The 18,276-nt window shown below is 63.8% G+C and carries 21 protein-coding genes and 1 pseudogene; 12 read left to right on the top strand and 10 right to left on the bottom strand.

The window, feature by feature from the left end; all coding sequences use genetic code 11:
• Positions 1-22 precede the first annotated feature (22 nt).
• On the top strand, positions 23-307 hold the full coding sequence (locus Q0687_RS08485; RefSeq protein ID WP_298874457.1) for a cupin domain-containing protein: 285 nt from the start codon (positions 23-25) through the stop codon (positions 305-307).
• Positions 308-400: 93 nt separating this feature from the next.
• On the top strand, positions 401-1,339 hold the full coding sequence (locus Q0687_RS08480) for a hypothetical protein (protein ID WP_298874453.1): 939 nt from the start codon (positions 401-403) through the stop codon (positions 1,337-1,339).
• Between the two features lie 27 nt (positions 1,340-1,366).
• On the opposite strand, the gene Q0687_RS08475 is transcribed toward Q0687_RS08480, so the two are convergent.
• Positions 1,367-2,020 carry a tetratricopeptide repeat protein gene (locus Q0687_RS08475; protein WP_298874450.1) on the bottom strand — a complete coding sequence of 218 codons (654 nt, stop codon included), beginning with the start codon at positions 2,018-2,020 and terminating at the stop codon, positions 1,367-1,369.
• 254 nt (positions 2,021-2,274) lie between these two features.
• Positions 2,275-2,571 carry a 30S ribosomal protein S21 gene (rpsU, locus tag Q0687_RS08470; protein WP_027545547.1) on the bottom strand — a complete coding sequence of 99 codons (297 nt, stop codon included), beginning with the start codon at positions 2,569-2,571 and terminating at the stop codon, positions 2,275-2,277.
• A 259-nt stretch (positions 2,572-2,830) separates the two neighbouring features.
• Between rpsU and aqpZ the strand changes: the two genes are divergently transcribed.
• Positions 2,831-3,553 carry an aquaporin Z gene (gene aqpZ, locus Q0687_RS08465; RefSeq protein ID WP_298874436.1) on the top strand — a complete coding sequence of 241 codons (723 nt, stop codon included), beginning with the start codon at positions 2,831-2,833 and terminating at the stop codon, positions 3,551-3,553.
• A 36-nt stretch (positions 3,554-3,589) separates the two neighbouring features.
• Here the strand turns inward: aqpZ and Q0687_RS08460 are convergent, their stop codons facing one another.
• Both Q0687_RS08460 and purE read right to left on the bottom strand, forming a co-directional pair.
• Positions 3,590-4,696: a 5-(carboxyamino)imidazole ribonucleotide synthase gene (locus Q0687_RS08460; protein ID WP_298874433.1), complete on the bottom strand. Its 1,107-nt coding sequence runs from the start codon at positions 4,694-4,696 to the stop codon at positions 3,590-3,592.
• Positions 4,693-5,181, bottom strand: coding sequence for a 5-(carboxyamino)imidazole ribonucleotide mutase (gene purE, locus Q0687_RS08455; RefSeq protein ID WP_298874430.1), 489 nt, complete (start codon positions 5,179-5,181; stop codon positions 4,693-4,695). The genes Q0687_RS08460 and purE overlap by 4 nt, the downstream gene beginning before the upstream one ends.
• 141 nt (positions 5,182-5,322) lie before the next feature.
• Between purE and Q0687_RS08450 the strand changes: the two genes are divergently transcribed.
• Complete coding sequence (locus Q0687_RS08450) at positions 5,323-6,066, top strand: GGDEF domain-containing protein (RefSeq protein WP_298874427.1); 744 nt, start codon at positions 5,323-5,325, stop codon at positions 6,064-6,066.
• A gap of 2 nt (positions 6,067-6,068) precedes the next feature.
• On the opposite strand, the gene Q0687_RS08445 is transcribed toward Q0687_RS08450, so the two are convergent.
• The 3 genes from Q0687_RS08445 to Q0687_RS08435 form a co-directional block, all read right to left on the bottom strand.
• Positions 6,069-6,320: a hypothetical protein gene (locus tag Q0687_RS08445; RefSeq protein WP_237862926.1), complete on the bottom strand. Its 252-nt coding sequence runs from the start codon at positions 6,318-6,320 to the stop codon at positions 6,069-6,071.
• Between the two features lie 23 nt (positions 6,321-6,343).
• A complete protein-coding gene (locus Q0687_RS08440; RefSeq protein WP_298874528.1) occupies positions 6,344-6,562 on the bottom strand; it encodes a hypothetical protein in 219 nt (72 codons plus the stop codon).
• A 127-nt stretch (positions 6,563-6,689) separates the two neighbouring features.
• Positions 6,690-6,896 (bottom strand): DUF465 domain-containing protein, encoded by a 207-nt coding sequence (locus Q0687_RS08435; RefSeq protein ID WP_018641547.1) that lies wholly within the window; start codon positions 6,894-6,896, stop codon positions 6,690-6,692.
• 330 nt (positions 6,897-7,226) lie between these two features.
• Between Q0687_RS08435 and Q0687_RS08430 the strand changes: the two genes are divergently transcribed.
• Positions 7,227-7,409 carry a DUF465 domain-containing protein gene (locus Q0687_RS08430; RefSeq protein WP_057757317.1) on the top strand — a complete coding sequence of 61 codons (183 nt, stop codon included), beginning with the start codon at positions 7,227-7,229 and terminating at the stop codon, positions 7,407-7,409.
• Positions 7,410-7,522: 113 nt separating this feature from the next.
• Here Q0687_RS08430 and Q0687_RS08425 read toward each other — a convergent pair whose 3' ends face one another.
• On the bottom strand, positions 7,523-8,626 hold the full coding sequence (locus Q0687_RS08425) for an NAD(P)/FAD-dependent oxidoreductase (protein ID WP_298874418.1): 1,104 nt from the start codon (positions 8,624-8,626) through the stop codon (positions 7,523-7,525).
• 205 nt (positions 8,627-8,831) lie between these two features.
• Here Q0687_RS08425 and Q0687_RS08420 point away from each other — a divergent pair, with 205 nt between their 5' ends.
• The 7 genes and pseudogenes from Q0687_RS08420 to Q0687_RS08395 all read left to right on the top strand — a co-directional run bounded on the left by Q0687_RS08420 (position 8,832) and on the right by Q0687_RS08395 (position 16,466).
• Positions 8,832-11,510, top strand: a complete 2,679-nt coding sequence (locus Q0687_RS08420; RefSeq protein ID WP_298874417.1) for an EAL domain-containing protein — start codon at positions 8,832-8,834, stop codon at positions 11,508-11,510.
• A 39-nt stretch (positions 11,511-11,549) separates the two neighbouring features.
• On the top strand, positions 11,550-13,019 hold the full coding sequence (locus Q0687_RS08415; protein ID WP_298874415.1) for a glycerol-3-phosphate dehydrogenase: 1,470 nt from the start codon (positions 11,550-11,552) through the stop codon (positions 13,017-13,019).
• Positions 13,020-13,071: 52 nt separating this feature from the next.
• On the top strand, positions 13,072-14,232 hold the full coding sequence (locus tag Q0687_RS08410; RefSeq protein ID WP_298874413.1) for an ABC transporter ATP-binding protein: 1,161 nt from the start codon (positions 13,072-13,074) through the stop codon (positions 14,230-14,232).
• On the top strand, positions 14,229-15,140 hold the full coding sequence (locus Q0687_RS08405; protein WP_298874410.1) for an ABC transporter permease subunit: 912 nt from the start codon (positions 14,229-14,231) through the stop codon (positions 15,138-15,140). The genes Q0687_RS08410 and Q0687_RS08405 overlap by 4 nt, the downstream gene beginning before the upstream one ends.
• Before the next feature lies 1 nt (position 15,141).
• The gene (locus tag Q0687_RS08400) at positions 15,142-15,954 is read left to right on the top strand and encodes an ABC transporter permease subunit (RefSeq protein WP_298874407.1); all 813 of its coding nucleotides are present in this window, start codon (positions 15,142-15,144) and stop codon (positions 15,952-15,954) included.
• A gap of 13 nt (positions 15,955-15,967) precedes the next feature.
• Positions 15,968-16,141 (top strand): annotated as a pseudogene (locus Q0687_RS35800) (DUF6622 family protein); the annotation flags it as partial.
• A 52-nt stretch (positions 16,142-16,193) separates the two neighbouring features.
• On the top strand, positions 16,194-16,466 hold the full coding sequence (locus Q0687_RS08395; protein ID WP_298874404.1) for a hypothetical protein: 273 nt from the start codon (positions 16,194-16,196) through the stop codon (positions 16,464-16,466).
• Here Q0687_RS08395 and Q0687_RS08390 read toward each other — a convergent pair.
• Together Q0687_RS08390 and Q0687_RS08385 are read right to left on the bottom strand one after the other, a co-directional pair.
• Positions 16,463-17,314, bottom strand: coding sequence for a carbohydrate ABC transporter permease (locus Q0687_RS08390; protein ID WP_298874401.1), 852 nt, complete (start codon positions 17,312-17,314; stop codon positions 16,463-16,465). The genes Q0687_RS08395 and Q0687_RS08390 overlap by 4 nt on opposite strands.
• Entirely contained in the window at positions 17,311-18,183 is an 873-nt protein-coding gene (locus Q0687_RS08385; RefSeq protein ID WP_298874398.1) for a sugar ABC transporter permease, read from the bottom strand. Before Q0687_RS08385 ends, Q0687_RS08390 begins: the two co-directional genes overlap by 4 nt.
• Between the last annotated feature and the right edge of the window lie 93 nt (positions 18,184-18,276).

The raw sequence follows: 18,276 nt of genomic DNA, 5'->3' as shown, positions 1-18,276 counted from the left end.
ATTCGTCCCAGAGGGGGTTGAGATGCTTGCCGCCAGGTCCGAGGTTCAGATCGACAATGACGAGGTCCGGGTGACCGAATGGCGGCTTGCCCCTGATAGCGCGACCGGGCATCACACCCACGGAATGGACTATGTGATTGTTCCCGTCGTGGCCGGCGAAATGACCATCGTGGCGCCGGGCGGGGAGCGTTCCAAGGCGCAGCTTTCGGCGGGAAAATCTTACTTCCGAAAAGCCGGCGTCCAACACGACGTACTTAACGAAACCTCAACCGAGATCGTGTTCCTTGAGATCGAGCTGAAGGCGTAAGGCACGCGTAACCTTTGCCATCGATCCGTCGCAGTTGATCCCTTACAATGCCCCAAAGTTCCCGCATCTGATCGCGCGGGGAGTGGCCGAGAAATGCTGAAATACCTCGCTAAAATTTCGATGGATATTTTCCCCTCGGTGCTCGCGACGATCATCGGGGCCTACATCGTTAACCACTACATCAACGCCAGGCCGGCGGCGGATACGCCAGCCGCAGTCTCGGCACCTGCAGATGCCGGCAAGAAGCCCGCCGAATTGGCCAACCTCCCGGGCCCCGGCGTGAAGGCCAAGGGCGTTTCCGAGAAGAGCGTTTCCGACAAGGCGGCTGTCGAGGCCAAACCTGCCGAGGCCAAGGACGATACCACTTCGCACGGCCGGGCTTCGCCGCATGAGAAGGCTGTTGCCAAATCCACCCCGGCAGCCCCCGCCGCTGCGCCGGTGGTCGAGGCCAATTCGTCGCCGGTCGCTCCCGGCGCGTCCCCCGACGCCAACGATCTCGCCCGGGCTGCCATCGAGCGCCTGCGCAAATCGCCCGAGGGCAAAGCTGCCGAGAAGGCCGCCGAGGCCAAAGCTTCGGAAACCAAGCCTGCCGAGGCCAAGGCTGAGGTCAAGCCTGCTGAGGTGAAGCCTTCTGAGGTAAAGACGCCTGAGAAGGTGTCGGAGCCGGCCGTGCAGGAAGCCTCCCGCACGCCGGAGGCTCCGCGCATCGTGACTGCGGTGCCAACTACGGTCCGCCCCTTGCCGCCGCCGATCAATGTGTCGACGCCGTCGCCCGATGCCTATGGCGCCGCGTCGCAGGCCAATCCGCCCTACACGGCGTCGGTCGGCAACGGTTCGGTCGGCAACGACGATCCGAATCGGCTGACCCCGCCGGCCGATATCCCGGTCCCGGTGATCGCCCCGCCGCTCGATCTGCGCGCCGACGCCGGCGCGCCAATGCCGCGTCCCAAGACCAATGTGGCCGACGAAATGCTGTCGGGCATGAAGTCGATGTTCCACGCGGTGCTGCCGAAGGGCGCCACCCCCGATTAAGACGGCGCCAGCGCCGCCGGCCTTACGCTAGCCGCCGACGCGGGCCAAGCCGCTGCGGGCGGCGTCGTCGCGTGGGCGCAACGCGACCGCCTTGTTGTAGGACGCGGCCGCCTTGGCCTTGTCGCCCAGCCGCTCATAGGCCTGTCCCCGTGTCGTCCAGACCTGGGCATTGTGCGGATCGGCTTCGGAAGCCTCGTCGAGATCGGCTGCGGCTTCCTTGACCTTGCCGATGGCGAGATAGCTGACGGCACGGCCGAGCAGCGGTTCGGCCTTCTGCGGATTGAGCCCGCTGGCCGCACCGAAATCGGCGATCGCGAAGTCGTGCTCATTATTGCCCTGATAGAGCAGGGCGCGGCCGTAAAGCGCCTGCGCATTATAGGGATCGAGTGCGACGGCGCGGTTGAACTCGTCCAGCGCGGCCTGCGTCTCGCCGGATTTTGCCAGGGCCTGGGCTTTTGTCGTGTGGGTCTGGGCTTCGGCGACGTTGGCGGCGCTGACCGCGCTGCTATCCGGCGCTGCCGCTGCCTGGGGGGCTTCCTGCGGCTTGTCCTTCTCCGGCCCCAGTGAGCCCAGATCGAAGGAGCAGCCGCACAAGCCGATCCCCATCAAGGCCAGCGCAAGCGGCTTGCGCCAGATCTGGCGTCGCCGCGCCATGCCGGGCTGGGGAAAAGGGAAGGCCATCTACGGTTCGCTCGCGCTAGAGCATGATCCGGAAAAGTTTGCAGGAGTTTTCCTGTCGCGACAAACGCGGAATGCGTTCGCGCGGAGATCATGCTCAAACAACAACCTAAAGCGCGATGACAAACAATCCTGATCGCATCGCGCTTTAGCGCCGCATCTGTAGTGCCTCGTCCCAGCAAGGCACCGCTCATAAAACAATGACGCGGGCCAAGAGCCCGCGTCATCGAAAATTCAGTCCTGCAATCTAGGCAAGATCAGCGCGGTCCGCGCGGACCTGCACCGGGGCCGCCACGGCCACCACGCTCACCACCGGGGCCAGCGCCAAACACCGGCTTCGGCTTCATCGGCAGCAGGCCTTCGCGCTGCAGCTTCTTGCGGGCCAGCTTGCGCGCGCGGCGCACGGCTTCGGCCTTTTCACGAGCCTTCTTCTCGGAGGGCTTCTCGTAGTGTCCGCGGAGCTTCATCTCGCGGAAAATGCCCTCGCGCTGCATCTTCTTCTTCAGCGCCTTGAGGGCTTGGTCGACATTGTTATCGCGAACGAGAACCTGCACGCGGCATCCTCTTCAGTGGATCGGATTTGAATTCTGGTAAGACGAAGGGATGGCAAAAAGCGCAAGCCCTTAACCTTGAGGGCGCGGATGTATCAGACAAAACCTTTGATGTCCACCAGCCAAGCGGGATTTAGGGCCAAGTTCAGCCATTAAATGCGACGAAAATGCTCTCTTGCAGCCCCGATTTGGGAAATTTGGCGCCAAGAGGGGCCGCAACGGACATAGTTCCGAGAATCTTTGCAATCAGGGGAGACGCCACATGGATATGAAGAAATACGCTGCCGAGGCGATCGGCACGTTCTGGCTCACATTCGCAGGTTGCGGCAGCGCGGTGATCGCCGCAGGTTTTCCGCAGGTCGGTATCGGCCTGGTCGGCGTGTCCCTGGCCTTTGGCCTCAGCGTCGTCACCATGGCCTATGCCATCGGCCACATCTCGGGCTGCCATCTCAACCCGGCTGTCACGGTCGGCCTTGCCGCCGGCGGACGCTTTCCGGCAGGCCAGATCCTGCCTTACGTGATTGCGCAGGTCTGCGGCGCCATCATCGCCGCCGAGTTGCTCTACGTGATCGCCAGCGGTGCGCCCGGATTCGACATCACCAAGGGCTTTGCCTCCAACGGTTACGACGCGCATTCGCCCGGCCAGTACAGCATGGTCGTGTGCTTCGTCACCGAGGTTGTGATGACGATGATGTTCCTGTTCGTCATCATGGGCGCGACCCATGGCCGCGCGCCGGCGGGTTTCGCGCCGCTCGCGATCGGGCTTGCGCTGGTGATGATCCATCTTGTCAGCATCCCCGTCACCAACACGTCCGTGAACCCGGCGCGAAGCACGGGCCCGGCCCTGTTCGTCGGCGGCTGGGCGCTGTCGCAGCTCTGGCTATTCTGGGTCGCGCCCTTGATCGGCGGTGCGCTGGGCGGGGTGATCTATCGCTGGCTCAGCGAGGAGCCCGCGGGCGTCGTCGCGGGTGTGAAGACGGCGTGATCCAAGAGTGGGATCGCAGCTTTTTGCTGCGATCCCTCACTTGCTCTTCGAAGGGCGAACTTCAGTGACGTGGCCCATCTTGCGGCCGGGGCGCGGAGCGCCCTTGCCGTAAATGTGGACAGTCGCACCGGGCACGCTCAGCCACTTCTCGTAATCATTGATTTCGTCGCCGATCAGGTTGGTCATGGTGACGACCTCACCGTGGCGCACCGGCTTGCCGAGCGGCCAGCCGGCGATGGCGCGGATGTGCTGCTCGAACTGGGAGACCGACGCGCCGTCGAGCGTCCAGTGGCCGGAATTGTGCACCCGCGGGGCGATCTCGTTGACCAGCACCTTCGATCCGCCGCCGTTGGCGAGGACGAACATCTCGACCGCGAGCACGCCGACATAGTCGAGCGCCGTTGCGATCTTGCCGGCGATGCTGCGCGCCTCCTCGGCGAGCGCATCCGGGATCGGCGCAGGCGCCCGCGAGATCTTCAGAATGTGGTCGCGATGCTCGTTTTCGGTGACGTCGAAGCATTCGACCTGGCCTGCGGCCGAGCGCGCCGCGATCACGGAGATCTCGCGCTCATAGGGGATGAAGGCTTCCAGGATCGCCGATTTGGTGGCGAGGCTGGTCCAGACCTTGGCGATGTCGTCACCCTCGCGGATGATCGCCTGACCCTTGCCGTCATAGCCGAAGCGGCGGGTCTTCAGCACGGCCGGCAGGCCGATCTTCGCAATCGCCTCGCGTAACGACGCGACCGAGGTGACGTCGGCATAGGCGGCGGTGCCGATGCCGAGCTTCGTCACGAAGTCCTTCTCGGCAAGCCGGTCCTGGGTGGTCTCGAGGATCTTGCGGTTCGGTAGCACCGGGCGGCGCGAATCCAGCACCATGGCAGCGGCGGATGGAACGTTCTCGAATTCGTAGGTGATGACGTTGACATCGTGGGCGAACAGCTCAAGCGCCTCGACGTCGGCATATTCGGCGCAGGTCGCGTTCAGCACGACGTCAAAGGCGGGCGAATCCGGATCGGGCGAGAACACCTGGCAGCGCAGGCCGAGCCGTGCCGCCGCCATGGCCAGCATTCGACCGAGTTGTCCGCCGCCGAGGATTCCGATGGTGTCGCCGGGCTTCAGCTTCACCTGCCTTGCGTCGGTCACGCCTTGTCCTCCGGGCGCTCGGCAACCGCCTGGGTCTGCGCCTTGCGCCAGGCGGCGAGGCGGTCGGACAGATCAGGATCGGACAGCGCCAGGACGGAGGCTGCGAGCAGCGCCGCGTTGATCGCGCCGGCCTTGCCGATCGCGAGGGTGCCGACCGGAATGCCGGCGGGCATCTGAACGATCGAATAGAGCGAATCGATGCCCTTCAGCGTCCTGGACTCGACCGGAACGCCGAATACCGGCAATTCCGTCAGCGCCGCGGCCATGCCGGGCAAATGCGCGGCACCGCCGGCGCCGGCGATGATGACCTTGAAGCCTTCAGCCTTGGCGCCCTTGGCGAAGGCAAACAGCCGGTCCGGGGTGCGGTGAGCCGAAACGATGCGGGTGTCGGAGGCGACGCCAAGCGCTGCAAGCGTGTCGGCAGCATGCCGCATCGTCTCCCAGTCCGACTGGCTTCCCATGATGATGGCGATCGGCGCGGTCATGACGTCAATTGTGCTCGGAAAACAGAAAGATAGGCCAGATTAACGGTTCCGGCCGGCGGCTCGCAAGGCGGTGGCAAGGAGAAGGGAATGGACTATCCTGTCTTGGTGAATCCCCGCAAGCCTTCATTGAGCAGGATGCCCATGAAGAAACCAAAAAGGGCGACCGCTGCGAAGGCCAAAAAGGGCCGGAATACCAGCGGGGGCCGAACGAAAGTCGTACCCAAGCGGGCGGCGGCGCCGCGCCGCTCGTCCCCTGCCGGCGCTGCCAAGGCAACAACCAAGGAAACTGGCAAGGCAACGAGCAAGGACGCCAGCAAGGCGACCATCCGCAACCTGCGGACCAAGCTGGCGCAGGCGCTCCGGCGCGTCGCCGAGCTCGAGGCTGCGGCCGATACCGATTTTCTGCTCGATATTCCCAACCGGCGCGGCTTCGAGCGCGAACTCCAGCGCGCCGTCGCCTACATGAAGCGCTACCGCGCCAGCGGTGCGCTGATTGTGCTCGACGTCGACCGGCTGAAGCCAATCAACGATTCCTTCGGCCACGCGGCCGGCGATGAGGTGCTCAAGGCGATCGCAAACAATTTGACCCGGCAGATCCGCGCGTCCGATGTGGTTGGCCGTCTCGGTGGCGACGAGTTCGCCTTGCTGTTGTGGAATCTCAGCGAGACTGACGCCAAGGCGAAGGCCGTGATCTTCGAGCAGGCAATCGACGATTTGTCGTTCACCTTTCGCGGTCAGCACGTGACGGCGGGTGCCTCGGCGGGCGTCGCGCTGCTCGGTGCGCAGTCCCACGCTGCGCGCGCGCTGGAGGAGGCTGATGCCGCCATGTATGTGCGCAAGGCGCACCGGCGGCACGAGCCGCGGATCAGGCTTGTGAACAGCTGACTCTACAATGTTGCGAGATCTTCCGGCACGTTGCCGAATTTGCGCAGCAGCGTGGCATCGCCGAATTCACCGGTCATGGGATCGCCGCTGCGGCTGAACGCGACCGCGCCGATATGGCCGGTGCCGCGCGCCAGGGCCTCGGCGCGCCGCAGCGCAGCCGTCGAGCTCTGGCATTCCTCGGCGGTGCCGGCGACAGGCGATCCGTCGGCATCGATCAAAAAGGGCATTGCAACGTAGTAGGTCACATCAGACATGGCGTTGCACTCCAATGGTGAGTTCAGGCGGCGCTGCTCTTGCTCCGCATCTTGCTGCGCGACGTTTCCGGAATGCAGCCGGCGGCTACAGCGGCCTGTAATTCTTCCAGCTCCACTTCCAGATATTCGTTGGCCATGATCAGCGCTTTGATGGTGCTGCGCAGATTGCCGTCGCACATCGCGATCGCCTGGTCGCAGGCCTGTTCATAATGGCTGTTGTCGAGAGGGGCGGGGACTGACATCTGCGGTGTCCTTGCGGGTTGGGCCTGGGCGTTCATCGGGGGCGTCGGGGATAGGATTTATGTTCCTCTTTTGTTCTTTTTGAGTCAAGCGGATTCACGCGCGGTCGTTCAACGACAGCTCGCGGGGTCAGGCGATGATGTCGGGTGTGATCTGGTCTTCGATGAAGGCGATACGGTCGCGCAACAACAGCTTGCGTTTCTTCAACCGCTGTAACCGCAATAGGTCAGGGGCAGGCGATTGATGCAGTGCATCGATCGCCGCGTCCAGATCTCGGTGTTCCTGCTGCAACCGGGTGAGTTCGGCTTCGAGCTCACGCTCGTCTTCATGGGTCATGTCTGCGGTGGCCGAAAAACCGATAGGCTTAAGATTTAAGGCTGTGGATGCCTTGTGGAAATTATCGTCCTTGCGCGGCGTGATCGCAAGCGATCTACCACCCTCCCGCACCGCTCTCCCGCAAGATATTTCGACGATTCGCAAGTCGGTGGCGCAAGCGCATTGATATCATGGATTTTTCGACGCGCGGTTCCTTACTCACGCTTCATTACATATGAAGTTTCAAAAATGACGGTGCGACGACGGATACCCATCGACAGAACGAATCGGTGATGTACACTTCTGCGTCCGGATCGAATCCAAGGTTCACCCCTACCGAGGAGGTTTCGAATGACAATTCAGGCACATCTGGTTGAATTGGAACGGAAGCACAAAACTCTCGAAAACGAATTGCACGAAGCTCTCGTGCACCTTTCAACAGACGACCTGCAAATTGTTGAGTTGAAGCGCCGCAAGTTGATGGTCAAGGACCAGATTGAACGACTGAAGCAGACCGGCGACACGCTTCACTAGTAACCCCCGTAACAGCGTAGAGTTTGATCGTATCCTTTCAGGCAGGGATGAAAGCCTTTGCGCTCGTCCCTGCTGTAAGGTGCGCACCTGCGCGATGATCGTCGCGCAGCGCGTTAGATTTCGGCCAGCTCCGCGACGTGGTCCGCGATTGCGAGCGACGACGTCAGTCCCGGCGATTCGATGCCGAACAGATTGATCAACCCTGCGACGCCGTGATCGCGCGGACCCTGCATCAGAAAATCCTGCGTTGCCACCGCCGGCGGCACGATCTTCGGGCGGATGCCCGAATAGCTCGGCATCAGCGCGCCATCGGGCAGCGTCGGCCAGTATTTGCGGATCGCGGGATAGAATCGCTCGGCGCGCGACGGATCGACCTCATAGTCGATGGCCTCGATCCATTCGACATCGGGGCCGAAGCGCGCCTGTCCTGCCATGTCCAGCGTCAGATGCACGCCGAGGCCGCCGGGTTCGGGCACCGGATAGATCAGACGCGAGAACGGTGCACGCGCGTTGCAGCTGAAATAATTGCCCTTGGCGAGATAGGCCGGCGGAATCCGGTCGATCGGCATGCCATCGATATGGCGCGCCACTGATGTCGCCGACAATCCTGCGGCATTGACCAGCAGGTCGCATTGCAAGGTCATCGGCGCTTCGCCGCCGGCTTCGATCTCGATCACGCCTGCCTCCGCCTTGGCGCGGAGCAGCGGCGTGTGAAACGCAAAGGCCGCGCCCGCCTCCTCGGCCTCGCCGCGCAGCGAGAGCATATAGGCATGGCTGTCGATGATGCCTGTTGACGGCGACAGCAGGGCGGCATCGCACGCCAGCGCCGGTTCGAGCGCGCGCGCGGCCTCCCCTGAGAGCAGCTGCATGTCGAGCACGCCATTGGCCTCGGCATGCGCCTTGATCGCCTGCAGCTTCTCGGTTTCCTTCGCGTTGGTCGCGACGATGAGCTTGCCACAATTCTTGTGCGGAATGCCGCGCTCGCCGCAATAGCGATAGAGCGCATGCTTGCCGCTGACGCACATGCGCGCCATCCAGCTGCCGGCGCGGTAGTAGATCCCGGCATGGATCACTTCGCTGTTACGTGAGGAGGTGACGGTGCCGATGGCCTCGGCCTCCTCGAGGACGATCACCTCGCGCCCGGCCTGTGCAAGCCGCCTTGCCACCGCGAGCCCGACGACGCCGGCTCCGATGACGACGCAGTCGACCCTATCCATGGTGATTTAGGAGTCCCGCTGAAGGTGCCGATGGTCCCGGTTTGCCTGGGAAACGCGCTGCGTGGGCGTCGTCCATTAAGGAAGCATTTATCATGTCAGGGCAATTGCCGTATTTCACGTCACATTTTTCTGTTGGGTCTACAGGCGTTTACCCGATCCAAACCCGTGAAGCCAGACAATCCGCAGTTGAAATCGCGGGTGGCTGATGGCTGAGAAGAACTGGCGGGAAGGCAGCATGCTTCCGATTGCTGTGCAGGCGCTCGTGTGCCTGACCAGCGCGGTCGCGCCTTCGCGTGCCTATGCCGACAGCTACATTCCGCTGAGCCAGCTTGGCGATTTCGACCCCAATCTGGTCTGGGAAGCCCTGATCGGCGGCGTTGTCGTCTGCGCGTTCATGGCGGCCATCGCGCTGTGGATTCATTCCGCGCTGCGCAGGAGCAAGCGTTCGCAGCTGCGGCGCAATGCCTTCATCTCCTCCGCCATGAACAATCTCAACCAGGGCGTGGTGATGACGGATGCGCAGCGGCGCGTCATCTTCTGCAACGACCGCTATCTCGAGATCTACGGCCTTGCACGCTCGGACCTGTGGACCGGCATGACCGGCTACGACATCCTCGGCTTGCGGCGCAAGCGCGGGGTTCTTGGCGTCACCGACGACGAGTTCTACGAGAAGGCGGCAAGCTCCAACGGCCTGATCACTGAACTGCCCGATGGCCGTGCCATCCTGGTCAAGTACTTCGTGCTGCCCAATGGCGGTTCGGTGGCGACCCATCTGGACGTCAGCGAGCAGCGCGCATTGTCGCGGCAACTCGCCTCCACCAAGCAGTTCCTGGAAACGGTGCTGGACAACGTTCCGGCCTGCGTCGCCGCGAAGAACATCGAGGACGGGCGCTACATCTTCGCCAACCGTGCCTATGAGCGCTTCTGGGGCTTTTCGCGGGACCAGGTCGTCGGCAAGAACGCGCGCGAGCTGTTCGGTCCGAAATCGGCTGATAGCATCGAGACGACCGACCGGGCGGCGCTGCTGGCGCCGGAGGGTCAATATCGCAACGAATTCGAGGTCGAGGTCAAGCAGGCCCGGCGCATGGTGGCCTCGATCCGGATCGTGGTCCGCAACGAGAGCAACAAGCCGCAATTCCTGCTGATCGTGTTCGAAGACATCACCGATCGGCAATCGCTGTCGATGGAGCTGGAGAGCACCAAGAAGTTCCTCGAACTCGTGGTCGACAATATTCCGGTCGCGTTGATCGTGGAGCAGGTGAAGGATGGCCGCTATTTGCTGGCCAACCGCAGCGCCGAGACGATCCTGAACCGCCGGCGCGAGGAAGCCACCGGCCTGACCGCCTCCGACATCTTCAATGCCAAGGAAGCCAAGCTGATCATCGCGCGCGACGAGGCCGCGATCAAGAAACGCGGCATGATCACCGAGGAGCATCCGATCTCCACCAAGGACGGCCTGCGGCTGTTCCTGACCCGGCGTGCCACGGTGCTCAACGATTCCGGTGAGCCGCAATATCTGATCAAGACCCACGAGGATGTCACCAACCGCCGGCAGATCGAGTCGCGGATGGCGCACATGGCCTATCACGACGGCCTCACCGATTTGCCGAACCGGGCTGCCTTCCTTCAGGCGCTGACCCAGATGATCGAGGCCTGCGAAGGGACCGACGAGGAATTCGCGGTGCTTTGCGTCGATCTCGACGGCCTCAAGGAAGTCAACGACGTGTTCGGCCACGCGCTTGGCGACAAGCTGCTGATCGAGGTGGCCCAGCGGCTCCAGGACACCGCACGCGGCGGCCTGGTGGCGCGCTTGTCCGGCGACGAATTCGGCCTGATCATCGACGGCAAGCAGCCCGACGCGGGCCTGGCGCTGGCGCAGCGGCTTGGCGAGGCGCTCGCGCCGGAATTCCACATCGACGGCCGCGCGGTTCGCGCAGGCATCACCACCGGCATGTCGGTCTTCCCGCACAATGGCCCCGATGGTGCCTCGCTGCTCGCCAATGCCGGCGCGGCCCTGTTCCGCGCCAAGCAGAAATCGCGCGGTACGATCAGCCTCTACCAGCCCGAGATGGACCAGCAGATCCGCGACCGCCGCGTGCTGCACCAGGACCTGTCGAAGGCGATCAAGAACGGCGAGCTTTCGCTTGCCTTCCAGCCGCAGGGCATCGCCCGCAACAGCGTCGCCGAGAGCGAGATCATCGGCTTCGAGGCGTTGGCGCGCTGGCAGCATCCGGTCCGTGGCCAGGTTTCGCCGGCCGAATTCATCCCGATCGCGGAAGAAAGCGGCCTGATCGTCGAGATGGGCGAATGGATCCTGCGCGAGGTCTGCCGCGAGGCCGCCTCGTGGCCGAAGCCAATGCAGGTCGCGGTCAATCTGTCGCCGGCGCAGTTCATGCACGGTGACGTGGTTGGCCTCGTCCATTCGATCCTGATCGAGACGGGGCTTTCGCCCGGCCGGCTCGAGCTGGAAATCACCGAAGGCGTGCTGATCGAGGACTTTGATCGCGGCCTGGCGCTGCTGCGCCGCCTGAAGGCGCTGGGCGTCCGCATCTCCATGGACGATTTCGGCAGCGGCTATTCCTCGCTGAGCTATCTCCAGGCCTTCCCGTTCGACAAGATCAAGATCGATCGCGCCTTCATCATGAATCTCGGGCGCAACCCGCAATCGGCGGCCATCGTTCGCGCCGTGATCGATCTCGGCCACGGCCTCGAAATGTCCATCATCGCCGAGGGCGTCGAGACGATCGACCAGCTCGCTTTCCTCGCCAAGGAGGGCTGCGACGGCGTGCAGGGCTATCTGCTCGGCAAGCCGATGCCGATCGGAAAATATGCCGACCTCGTCGGCCGCGGCGAGACCATGGAGCTTGCGCTCAAGACCGGCTAGTGATGTTGAGCGCTTACCTCGCTCCCTCCAGACGGTTTCATGGCGGATTACGACCTCGCGATCATCGGTGGCGGCCTGAACGGTGTCAGCCTCGCTCGCGATGCCGCCGGCCGCGGGCTGCGGGTGATCCTGATCGAGCAGGGTGATCTCGGCGGTGCAGCCTCATCGGCGACCCCCCGGCTGATTCATGGCGATCTGTCGGTGCTGGAGCGGCGGGGCTTCTGGCGCGTCCGCCGGGCATTGGCCGAGCGGGCGATCTGGCTGCGGATCGCGCCGCATCTGGTGCGGCCGATGAGCTTTGTGATCCCGGCCCATTCCGACGAGCGTCCGCCCTGGCTGTTGCGGGCGGGCCTGTATGTTTATGACGCCCTCACGAACCGTGGCGGCCTTCCGGCCTCGACGACGCTCGACATCACGCATCATCCGGTCGGCGACGCGCTGAAACGGCCGTTCGGCATTGCGTTCGCATACACCGATTGCGTCGTCGACGATTCGCGCCTGGTGGTGCTCACGGCGCTGGATGCCGCCGAACGCGGCGCCGCGATCCGGACGGGGGCGCGTTGTGTGCGGGCCGACAGGACCGATACCTGGCGGCTCGCTATCGTCGATCGCGGTCATCGCCGCACGATCACGGCCCGCGCGCTGGCCAACGCCACCGGCGCCTGGACGTCGCTGGTCGCCGAGACCGTGCTGCGGCAGCAGCAAGCGGCCAGGGCAGCCGTGCAGATGAGCCAGATCATCGTGCCGAGGCTGTTCGAGTCCGACAACGTCTATGTGTTCCAGAACAATGACGGCCGGCTGATTTTCGCCAGCCCGTTCGAGCGCGACTTCACGCTGGTCGGCACCGTCACGCATGATTTCACCGGCGATCCCGCCATCGTCGCGATGTCGGGCGCTGACGTCAGCTATCTCTGCGAGGCCGTGAGCCGCTATTTCCGCGAGCGGGTTGGTCCGACGGACGTGGTGCGCTCGGTCACCGGCGTCAACCTGTCGCCTGTGTCCGCCCGGCGCGGCGACGGCACGACGTTGTTCCACGCGCGCCGGCGTAAGGCACCGCTGCTCACGATGTTCGGCGGTGACATCACGACCTCGCGCTTTCGCGCCGAGCGGGCAGTGACGCGGCTGACGCCGTTCTATCCGATGTCGCGGCCCTGGACGTCAGGTGCGGCATTGCCTGGCGGCGATTTCGCCTGGGATCGGTTCGAGACCGAAGTCGATCTCGCGCGCCACCGCTGGCGCTTTCTGGAGGAGCCGCAGGCCCGCCGCATGGTTGCCGCCTACGGCTCACGATTGCCTGATGTGCTGGGCGAGGCGAAGGCGCGCGATGAGCTCGGTCCTGCCTTCGGTCCCGACCTGACCGGTGCCGAAGTGCGCTACCTCATGGCCCGGGAATGGGCGCGCTTTCCGGAGGACATTCTCTGGCGCCGCTCCAAATTGGGGTTGACCATGCCCGCGGCAGATCGCGATGCGCTGGCTGCATTCATGGCGAACCCACCTCGAACCGGTTGAGCAAAGGCCGATCCGCCGCTAGCGTGCGGCGGCATTGGGGTTGGCAGGGACCATGACTGACGAGTTGCCCGGAACAGATGTCGCTGGCGCAGATGCGCATCCGGCCGCGGGCGAGCCGCTGCTGCGCATCGTGGGCGTGGCCAAGACGTTCGGGACGTTCCGCGCGGTCGACGGCGTGTCGCTCGAGATCAAGGCCGGCGAGTTCTTTGCGCTGCTCGGACCAAGCGGCTGCGGCAAGACCACGCTGCTGCGCATGCTCGCGGGCTTCGAGGCCCCGGACGAAGGACGCATCCTGCTCGGCGGCAAGGACATCGCGCAGGCACTGCCGCATCAGCGGCCGATCAACATGATGTTCCAGAACTACGCGCTGTTCCCGCATCTTTCAGTGCGCGACAACATCGCCTTCGGCCTCAAGCGCGCCAATATGGCGCGTGCCGACATCGCAACGCGCGTCGCGGAGATGGTTGCGCTGGTGAAGCTCGAGGGGCTCGAGAAGCGTAAGCCCGACCAGCTCTCCGGTGGCCAGCGCCAGCGCGTCGCGCTGGCCCGCGCGCTGGCGCGGCGGCCGCAATTGCTGCTGCTCGACGAGCCGCTCGCAGCCCTCGACAAGAAGTTGCGCGAGAGCACGCAAGTCGAGCTGATGGAGCTGCAGCGCCGGCTCGGCATGACGTTCATCATCGTCACCCACGACCAGGAGGAGGCGATGACGATGGCTGACAGAATCGGCGTGATGAAATCGGGCAAGCTCGCTCAGGTCGCGAGCCCACGTGAGCTCTACGAGGCGCCGCGTTCGCGCTGGATCGCGGAGTTCGTCGGCGACATCAACCTGTTCGACGCCGAGTCCAGATTGCGCGACGGTCATCGACTGGTCATTGGCACGCGCGATGCCGGCGCGCTGGTGGTAGCCGAGCCGCGTGAACCGGTCGGCGAAGGGAAGTTCTCGGTTGCGATCCGCCCCGAGAAGGTCAAGCTGTCGCGTCGTGGTCCCGTGGCCGAGGCCGGTCATGAAACGGCGATCAACCGGCTTGACGGCGTGATCGCTGATGTCTGCTATCTCGGTGGCACCACCACCTACAAGGTGAAGCTCGATACGGGTGGAATGCTGCAGGCCTCGGTCGCCAACACTGCGCGCCTCGATGTTGATGCCTATAGTCTGAGCCAGCATGTCGTCGCCTGGTTCACGCCCGACGACTGCATGGTGCTGCCGTCATGAGCGCGCGCCGGATTTTCGCGCGGCCGGCGCGGTTTGCCGCGATCGCCCCCTATGTCTGGATGCTGCTGTTCTTCCTGGTGCCGTTCGGCTTCGTGCTGAAGATCAGCCTGTCGCAGACCGCGATCGCGCAGCCGCCTTACGAGCCGGTGTTCGACCTCACGGCGGGGTGGACGGCGATCCGCTCGGCTTTTGCCGCGCTCTCGCTCGACAATTTCAAGCTGATCGGCTCCGACGATCTTTATGTGTTCGCTTATCTGCGCAGCCTGACCGTTGCCGTAACGGCGACCGCATTGCTGCTGCTGATCGGCTATCCCATTGCCTATGGCATGGCGCGGCTGCCGAAGCGCTGGCAGGCGGTGGCGATGGTGCTGGTGATCGTGCCGTTCTGGACTTCGTTCCTGATCCGCATCTATGCCTGGATCAACATCCTGCAGCATGACGGCCTGCTCAACCAAATCCTGCTGGCGCTGCACCTGGTCAGCGCGCCTGTGGTGTGGCTCTCCACCGACACCGCGATGTATGTCGGCATCGTCTATTCCTATTTGCCGTTCATGATCCTGCCGCTCTACGCCACGCTCGCCAAGATGGAGCGGGCGCTGGAGGAGGCGGCCTCCGATCTCGGCGCGCCGCCCTGGCAGGTGTTCTGGCTCGTGACCTTCCCGCTGTCGCTGCCGGGCGTCGGCGCAGGCGTGCTGCTCTGCTTCATCCCCATCGTCGGCGAGTTCGTGATCCCGGATCTTCTCGCCGGCTCCAACTCGCTGATGATCGGCCAGACGCTGTGGCTTGAGTTCTTCACCAACAAGGACTGGCCGGTCGCATCCGCCGCCGCGATCACGCTGCTCGTGGTGCTGCTGCTGCCGCTTCTGCTCTACGAGCGGCTGCAGCGTCGGCAGCTCGAGGAGCAGTGACATGCCCAAGACCGCTCGCCTGTCCCGCTTCAACATCGCCTCGCTGGCGCTGGGGCTCGCCTTTCTCTATCTGCCGATCCTCATCCTCGTCATCTACTCCTTCAACGCCTCGCGGCTGGTGACGGTGTGGGGCGGCTGGTCATTACGCTGGTATCGCGAGTTCTTCGCCGACCGCGCCATGATCGAGGCGTCCTGGATGAGCCTGCGGGTTGCGGCCGCCTCTGCGACCATCGCCACGCTGATCGGTACGCTGGCCGCGGTGGCGCTGTCGCGCGGCGAGCGTTTTCGCGGCCGCACGCTGCTCTCCGGTATGCTGTATGCGCCGCTGGTGATGCCGGAGGTGATCACGGGACTGTCGCTGCTGCTGCTGTTCGTGGCGCTGAACGCCGAGCGCGGCTTCTGGACGGTGACGATCGCCCACACCACGCTGACGATGTGCTTCGTCGCCGTCGTCGTGCAGTCGCGCCTCGGCTCGCTCGACCGTTCGCTCGAGGAGGCGGCCATGGACCTTGGCTGCGCGCCCGTCCCCGCCTTTCTGTCGGTGACGCTGCCGCTGATTGCGCCCGCGATCGTCGCTGGATGGATGCTCGCCTTCACGCTCTCGCTCGACGACCTCGTGATAGCAAGCTTCACCACCGGCCCTGGCTCGGCGACGCTGCCGATCCGGATCTATTCCGAGGTTCGGCTCGGTGTGAAGCCGGAGATCAACGCAATCTGCACGCTGGTGATTGCCCTGATCGCGGTCGTCATTGTCATCGCCTCGCTCGCGTCAAAATTGTCGAGCTCGCGGGGCGAGAGCGCTGCGCCGCTTTAGAAGGGGATGGGTCATGATGTTCGCCTATCAAATCCTGATCCATACGCCGCCCTGGGTCTGGATCTTGCTGGCCTATCTGGTCTGGCAAGGCATCAAGTCCATGCAGCCGCGCAAGGCGCCGATCTGGCGTGCGTTGATCGTCCCGATCGTCTTCGTCACCTGGGGCGTTTCGAGGATCGGTTTCGGACACCAGGACAACCAATGGCCGCTCGTCGCGTGGATCGCCGCCGCGCTCGCTGTTGCCGCTCGGTGTGCTGACACCGCGTCCGTTCGATGTCGATCACAAGACTGGAGAGATCATCCGCCCAGGCAGCGCATTCGCCCTGATTCGCAATCTCGTCGTGTTCACCCTGCAGTACACGGTGAGCGTGATCTCCGCCATCGACGCAGGCGACCGAGCGCTGGCAATCATCGTCGGCCGCGCCATCTCGGGCGCGACCGCCGGCTACTTCTTCGGATCGATGATCGCGCTGCTGCTCGCCTATCGACGCAAGAGCGCCGAAGATGTTTAGGACTTCACCGCACCCGCCGTGAGCCCGCCCACCATGTAGCGGCGGAAGGCGTAGTACACCGCAGCCGGCGGCAGCGCGTAGATGAAGCCGGTAGTCATCAGCAGCTCCCACGGCGAATCGTCGGCGGCAAGGAAGTTGCCGAGCGCGACGGGGAGGGTGATGTCCTGGTCGTTGGAGAGCAGCAGGAACGCGTAGAGATATTCGTTCCAGGCGAGCAGCACTGCATAGGTGCCGATCGCGACCAGCGAGGGCATCATCAGCGGCAAATAGACCAGGCGGAATATCTGCAGTGTCGTGGCGCCGTCCATTACCGCGGCCTCATCCAGTTCGACCGGCAGCTTGTCCGAGGCTTGCTTCAGCACCCAGATCGCGTAAGGCGATGCGATCGTCACCATCGCCAGGATCAGGGACCAGCGATTGTTGAGCAGGCCGTAATTGCCCATGGTGCGGTACATCGGCACGGCAAGGAACGCCGCGGGGATGAAATAGGTGAACAGCGCGAGGTTGAGCACCATGCGTCCACCCGGCACTTTCAGCCGCGAGATCGAGAACGCCGCGGCCGTGGCGACGAACAGCGTCAGCACGCCGACGGCGGCTGCGATCACCGTCGAATTCCAGAACTGGACGTAGAAGTCGCGCAGGAAATAGTGCTGCTGCTTGAAGACGATCTCGAAGTTGTGCAGCGTCGGATGGTCGGGCCACAGCTTGCCCGAGAACGCGTCCTCCTTCGGGGAGATCGCGAACAGGAACATGTGATAGATCGGGATCATCGTCCACAGGAAGACGGGAATGCCGATCAGGAGCAGCCGCGCTTCCGTCGCGACGTCACGGAGAGAGGGAAGCTTCATCGCGACAACCGTTTCATCATGAAGTACACGAGCGGCAGGACGAACGGCATCGCGCAGACGATGGAGGCCATCGCGAGCGAGAGCTGGTCGAGCCGGAGATAGCGAATGCCGAGCGTCGACAGCACATGCGTGAGGTCGGCCGGACCACCGCCGGTGAGCAGATAGACGCTGTTGAAATCGCCCAGCGTCCAGATCATCGAAAGCAGCGTGCAGGTGATGTAGAGCGTCTGCATCGACGGCCAGGTGATGAAGCGGAATTTCTGCCACCAGTTCGCGCCGTCGACTTCGGCGGCCTCGAACAGGTCCTGCGCGATCGCAAGGCGACCGGTGATCAGGATCAGCGTCCAGAACGGCAGCGACTTCCAGATGTGCACGCCGATCGCCATGGTCAGCGCCACGGTCGGGTCGTTCAGCCAGTTCGGGCCGTCATCGCCGGTGAAGGCGAAGATATAGTGGTTGATCATACCCCATTCGGGGTTGAGCATGAACCGCACCGACAGGATGGTCGGGATCGACGGCACCGCCCAGGGCAGGATGAAGATCACCGAAAGCCATTTGATCCAGGTGCGCTGCTGGGCGAAGAAGCCGGACAGGAACAGCGCGATCAGCATCTTGATGTTGATGCCGATGACCAGGAAGATCAGCGTATTGACCGCGGCGCGCGCGAAGATCGGGTCGTTGTAGAGCGCGACATAGTTCGACGGCGCCCGCGCCAGCCACAGCCCGTAACAGACGGGATAGACGACGAAGGCGAGAAAAACGAGGATATAGGGGACGAGCAGCACGATGCCCCAGACCTGTGCCGTGGTCAGCCGCGACGATAGGGGTGGGGCGGGTATCGCCTGATCGCCAGAGAGCGTAATCGCCATTCTTTTCGGACTCTTCAAAGAGAAGCCGGCCGCGAAACGCGGCCGGTGTTGTTCTTACACCTCTCCCCGCGAGGCGGGGAGAGGGAAAGCAAG

The sequence above is a fragment of the uncultured Bradyrhizobium sp. genome (assembly GCF_936928535.1).
GTDB lineage: Bacteria > Pseudomonadota > Alphaproteobacteria > Rhizobiales > Xanthobacteraceae > Bradyrhizobium.
Note: the sequence above shows the minus strand (reverse complement) of the source record. Positions and strands in the feature narration are given on the sequence as shown.

Coding starts and splice junctions, on each gene's coding strand:
- Q0687_RS08385 (WP_298874398.1), bottom strand. CDS start 18,183: ATGGCGATTACGCTCTCTGGCGATCAGGCGATACCCGCCCCACCCCTA.
- Q0687_RS08480 (WP_298874453.1), top strand. CDS start 401: ATGCTGAAATACCTCGCTAAAATTTCGATGGATATTTTCCCCTCGGTG.
- Q0687_RS08430 (WP_057757317.1), top strand. CDS start 7,227: ATGACAATTCAGGCACATCTGGTTGAATTGGAACGGAAGCACAAAACT.
- Q0687_RS08450 (WP_298874427.1), top strand. CDS start 5,323: ATGAAGAAACCAAAAAGGGCGACCGCTGCGAAGGCCAAAAAGGGCCGG.
- Q0687_RS08405 (WP_298874410.1), top strand. CDS start 14,229: ATGAGCGCGCGCCGGATTTTCGCGCGGCCGGCGCGGTTTGCCGCGATC.
- Q0687_RS08435 (WP_018641547.1), bottom strand. CDS start 6,896: ATGACCCATGAAGACGAGCGTGAGCTCGAAGCCGAACTCACCCGGTTG.
- Q0687_RS08415 (WP_298874415.1), top strand. CDS start 11,550: ATGGCGGATTACGACCTCGCGATCATCGGTGGCGGCCTGAACGGTGTC.
- Q0687_RS08475 (WP_298874450.1), bottom strand. CDS start 2,020: ATGGCCTTCCCTTTTCCCCAGCCCGGCATGGCGCGGCGACGCCAGATC.
- Q0687_RS08485 (WP_298874457.1), top strand. CDS start 23: ATGCTTGCCGCCAGGTCCGAGGTTCAGATCGACAATGACGAGGTCCGG.
- Q0687_RS08425 (WP_298874418.1), bottom strand. CDS start 8,626: ATGGATAGGGTCGACTGCGTCGTCATCGGAGCCGGCGTCGTCGGGCTC.
- Q0687_RS08400 (WP_298874407.1), top strand. CDS start 15,142: ATGCCCAAGACCGCTCGCCTGTCCCGCTTCAACATCGCCTCGCTGGCG.
- purE (WP_298874430.1), bottom strand. CDS start 5,181: ATGACCGCGCCGATCGCCATCATCATGGGAAGCCAGTCGGACTGGGAG.
- Q0687_RS08420 (WP_298874417.1), top strand. CDS start 8,832: ATGGCTGAGAAGAACTGGCGGGAAGGCAGCATGCTTCCGATTGCTGTG.
- Q0687_RS08410 (WP_298874413.1), top strand. CDS start 13,072: ATGACTGACGAGTTGCCCGGAACAGATGTCGCTGGCGCAGATGCGCAT.
- aqpZ (WP_298874436.1), top strand. CDS start 2,831: ATGGATATGAAGAAATACGCTGCCGAGGCGATCGGCACGTTCTGGCTC.
- Q0687_RS08440 (WP_298874528.1), bottom strand. CDS start 6,562: ATGTCAGTCCCCGCCCCTCTCGACAACAGCCATTATGAACAGGCCTGC.
- Q0687_RS08445 (WP_237862926.1), bottom strand. CDS start 6,320: ATGTCTGATGTGACCTACTACGTTGCAATGCCCTTTTTGATCGATGCC.
- Q0687_RS08390 (WP_298874401.1), bottom strand. CDS start 17,314: ATGAAGCTTCCCTCTCTCCGTGACGTCGCGACGGAAGCGCGGCTGCTC.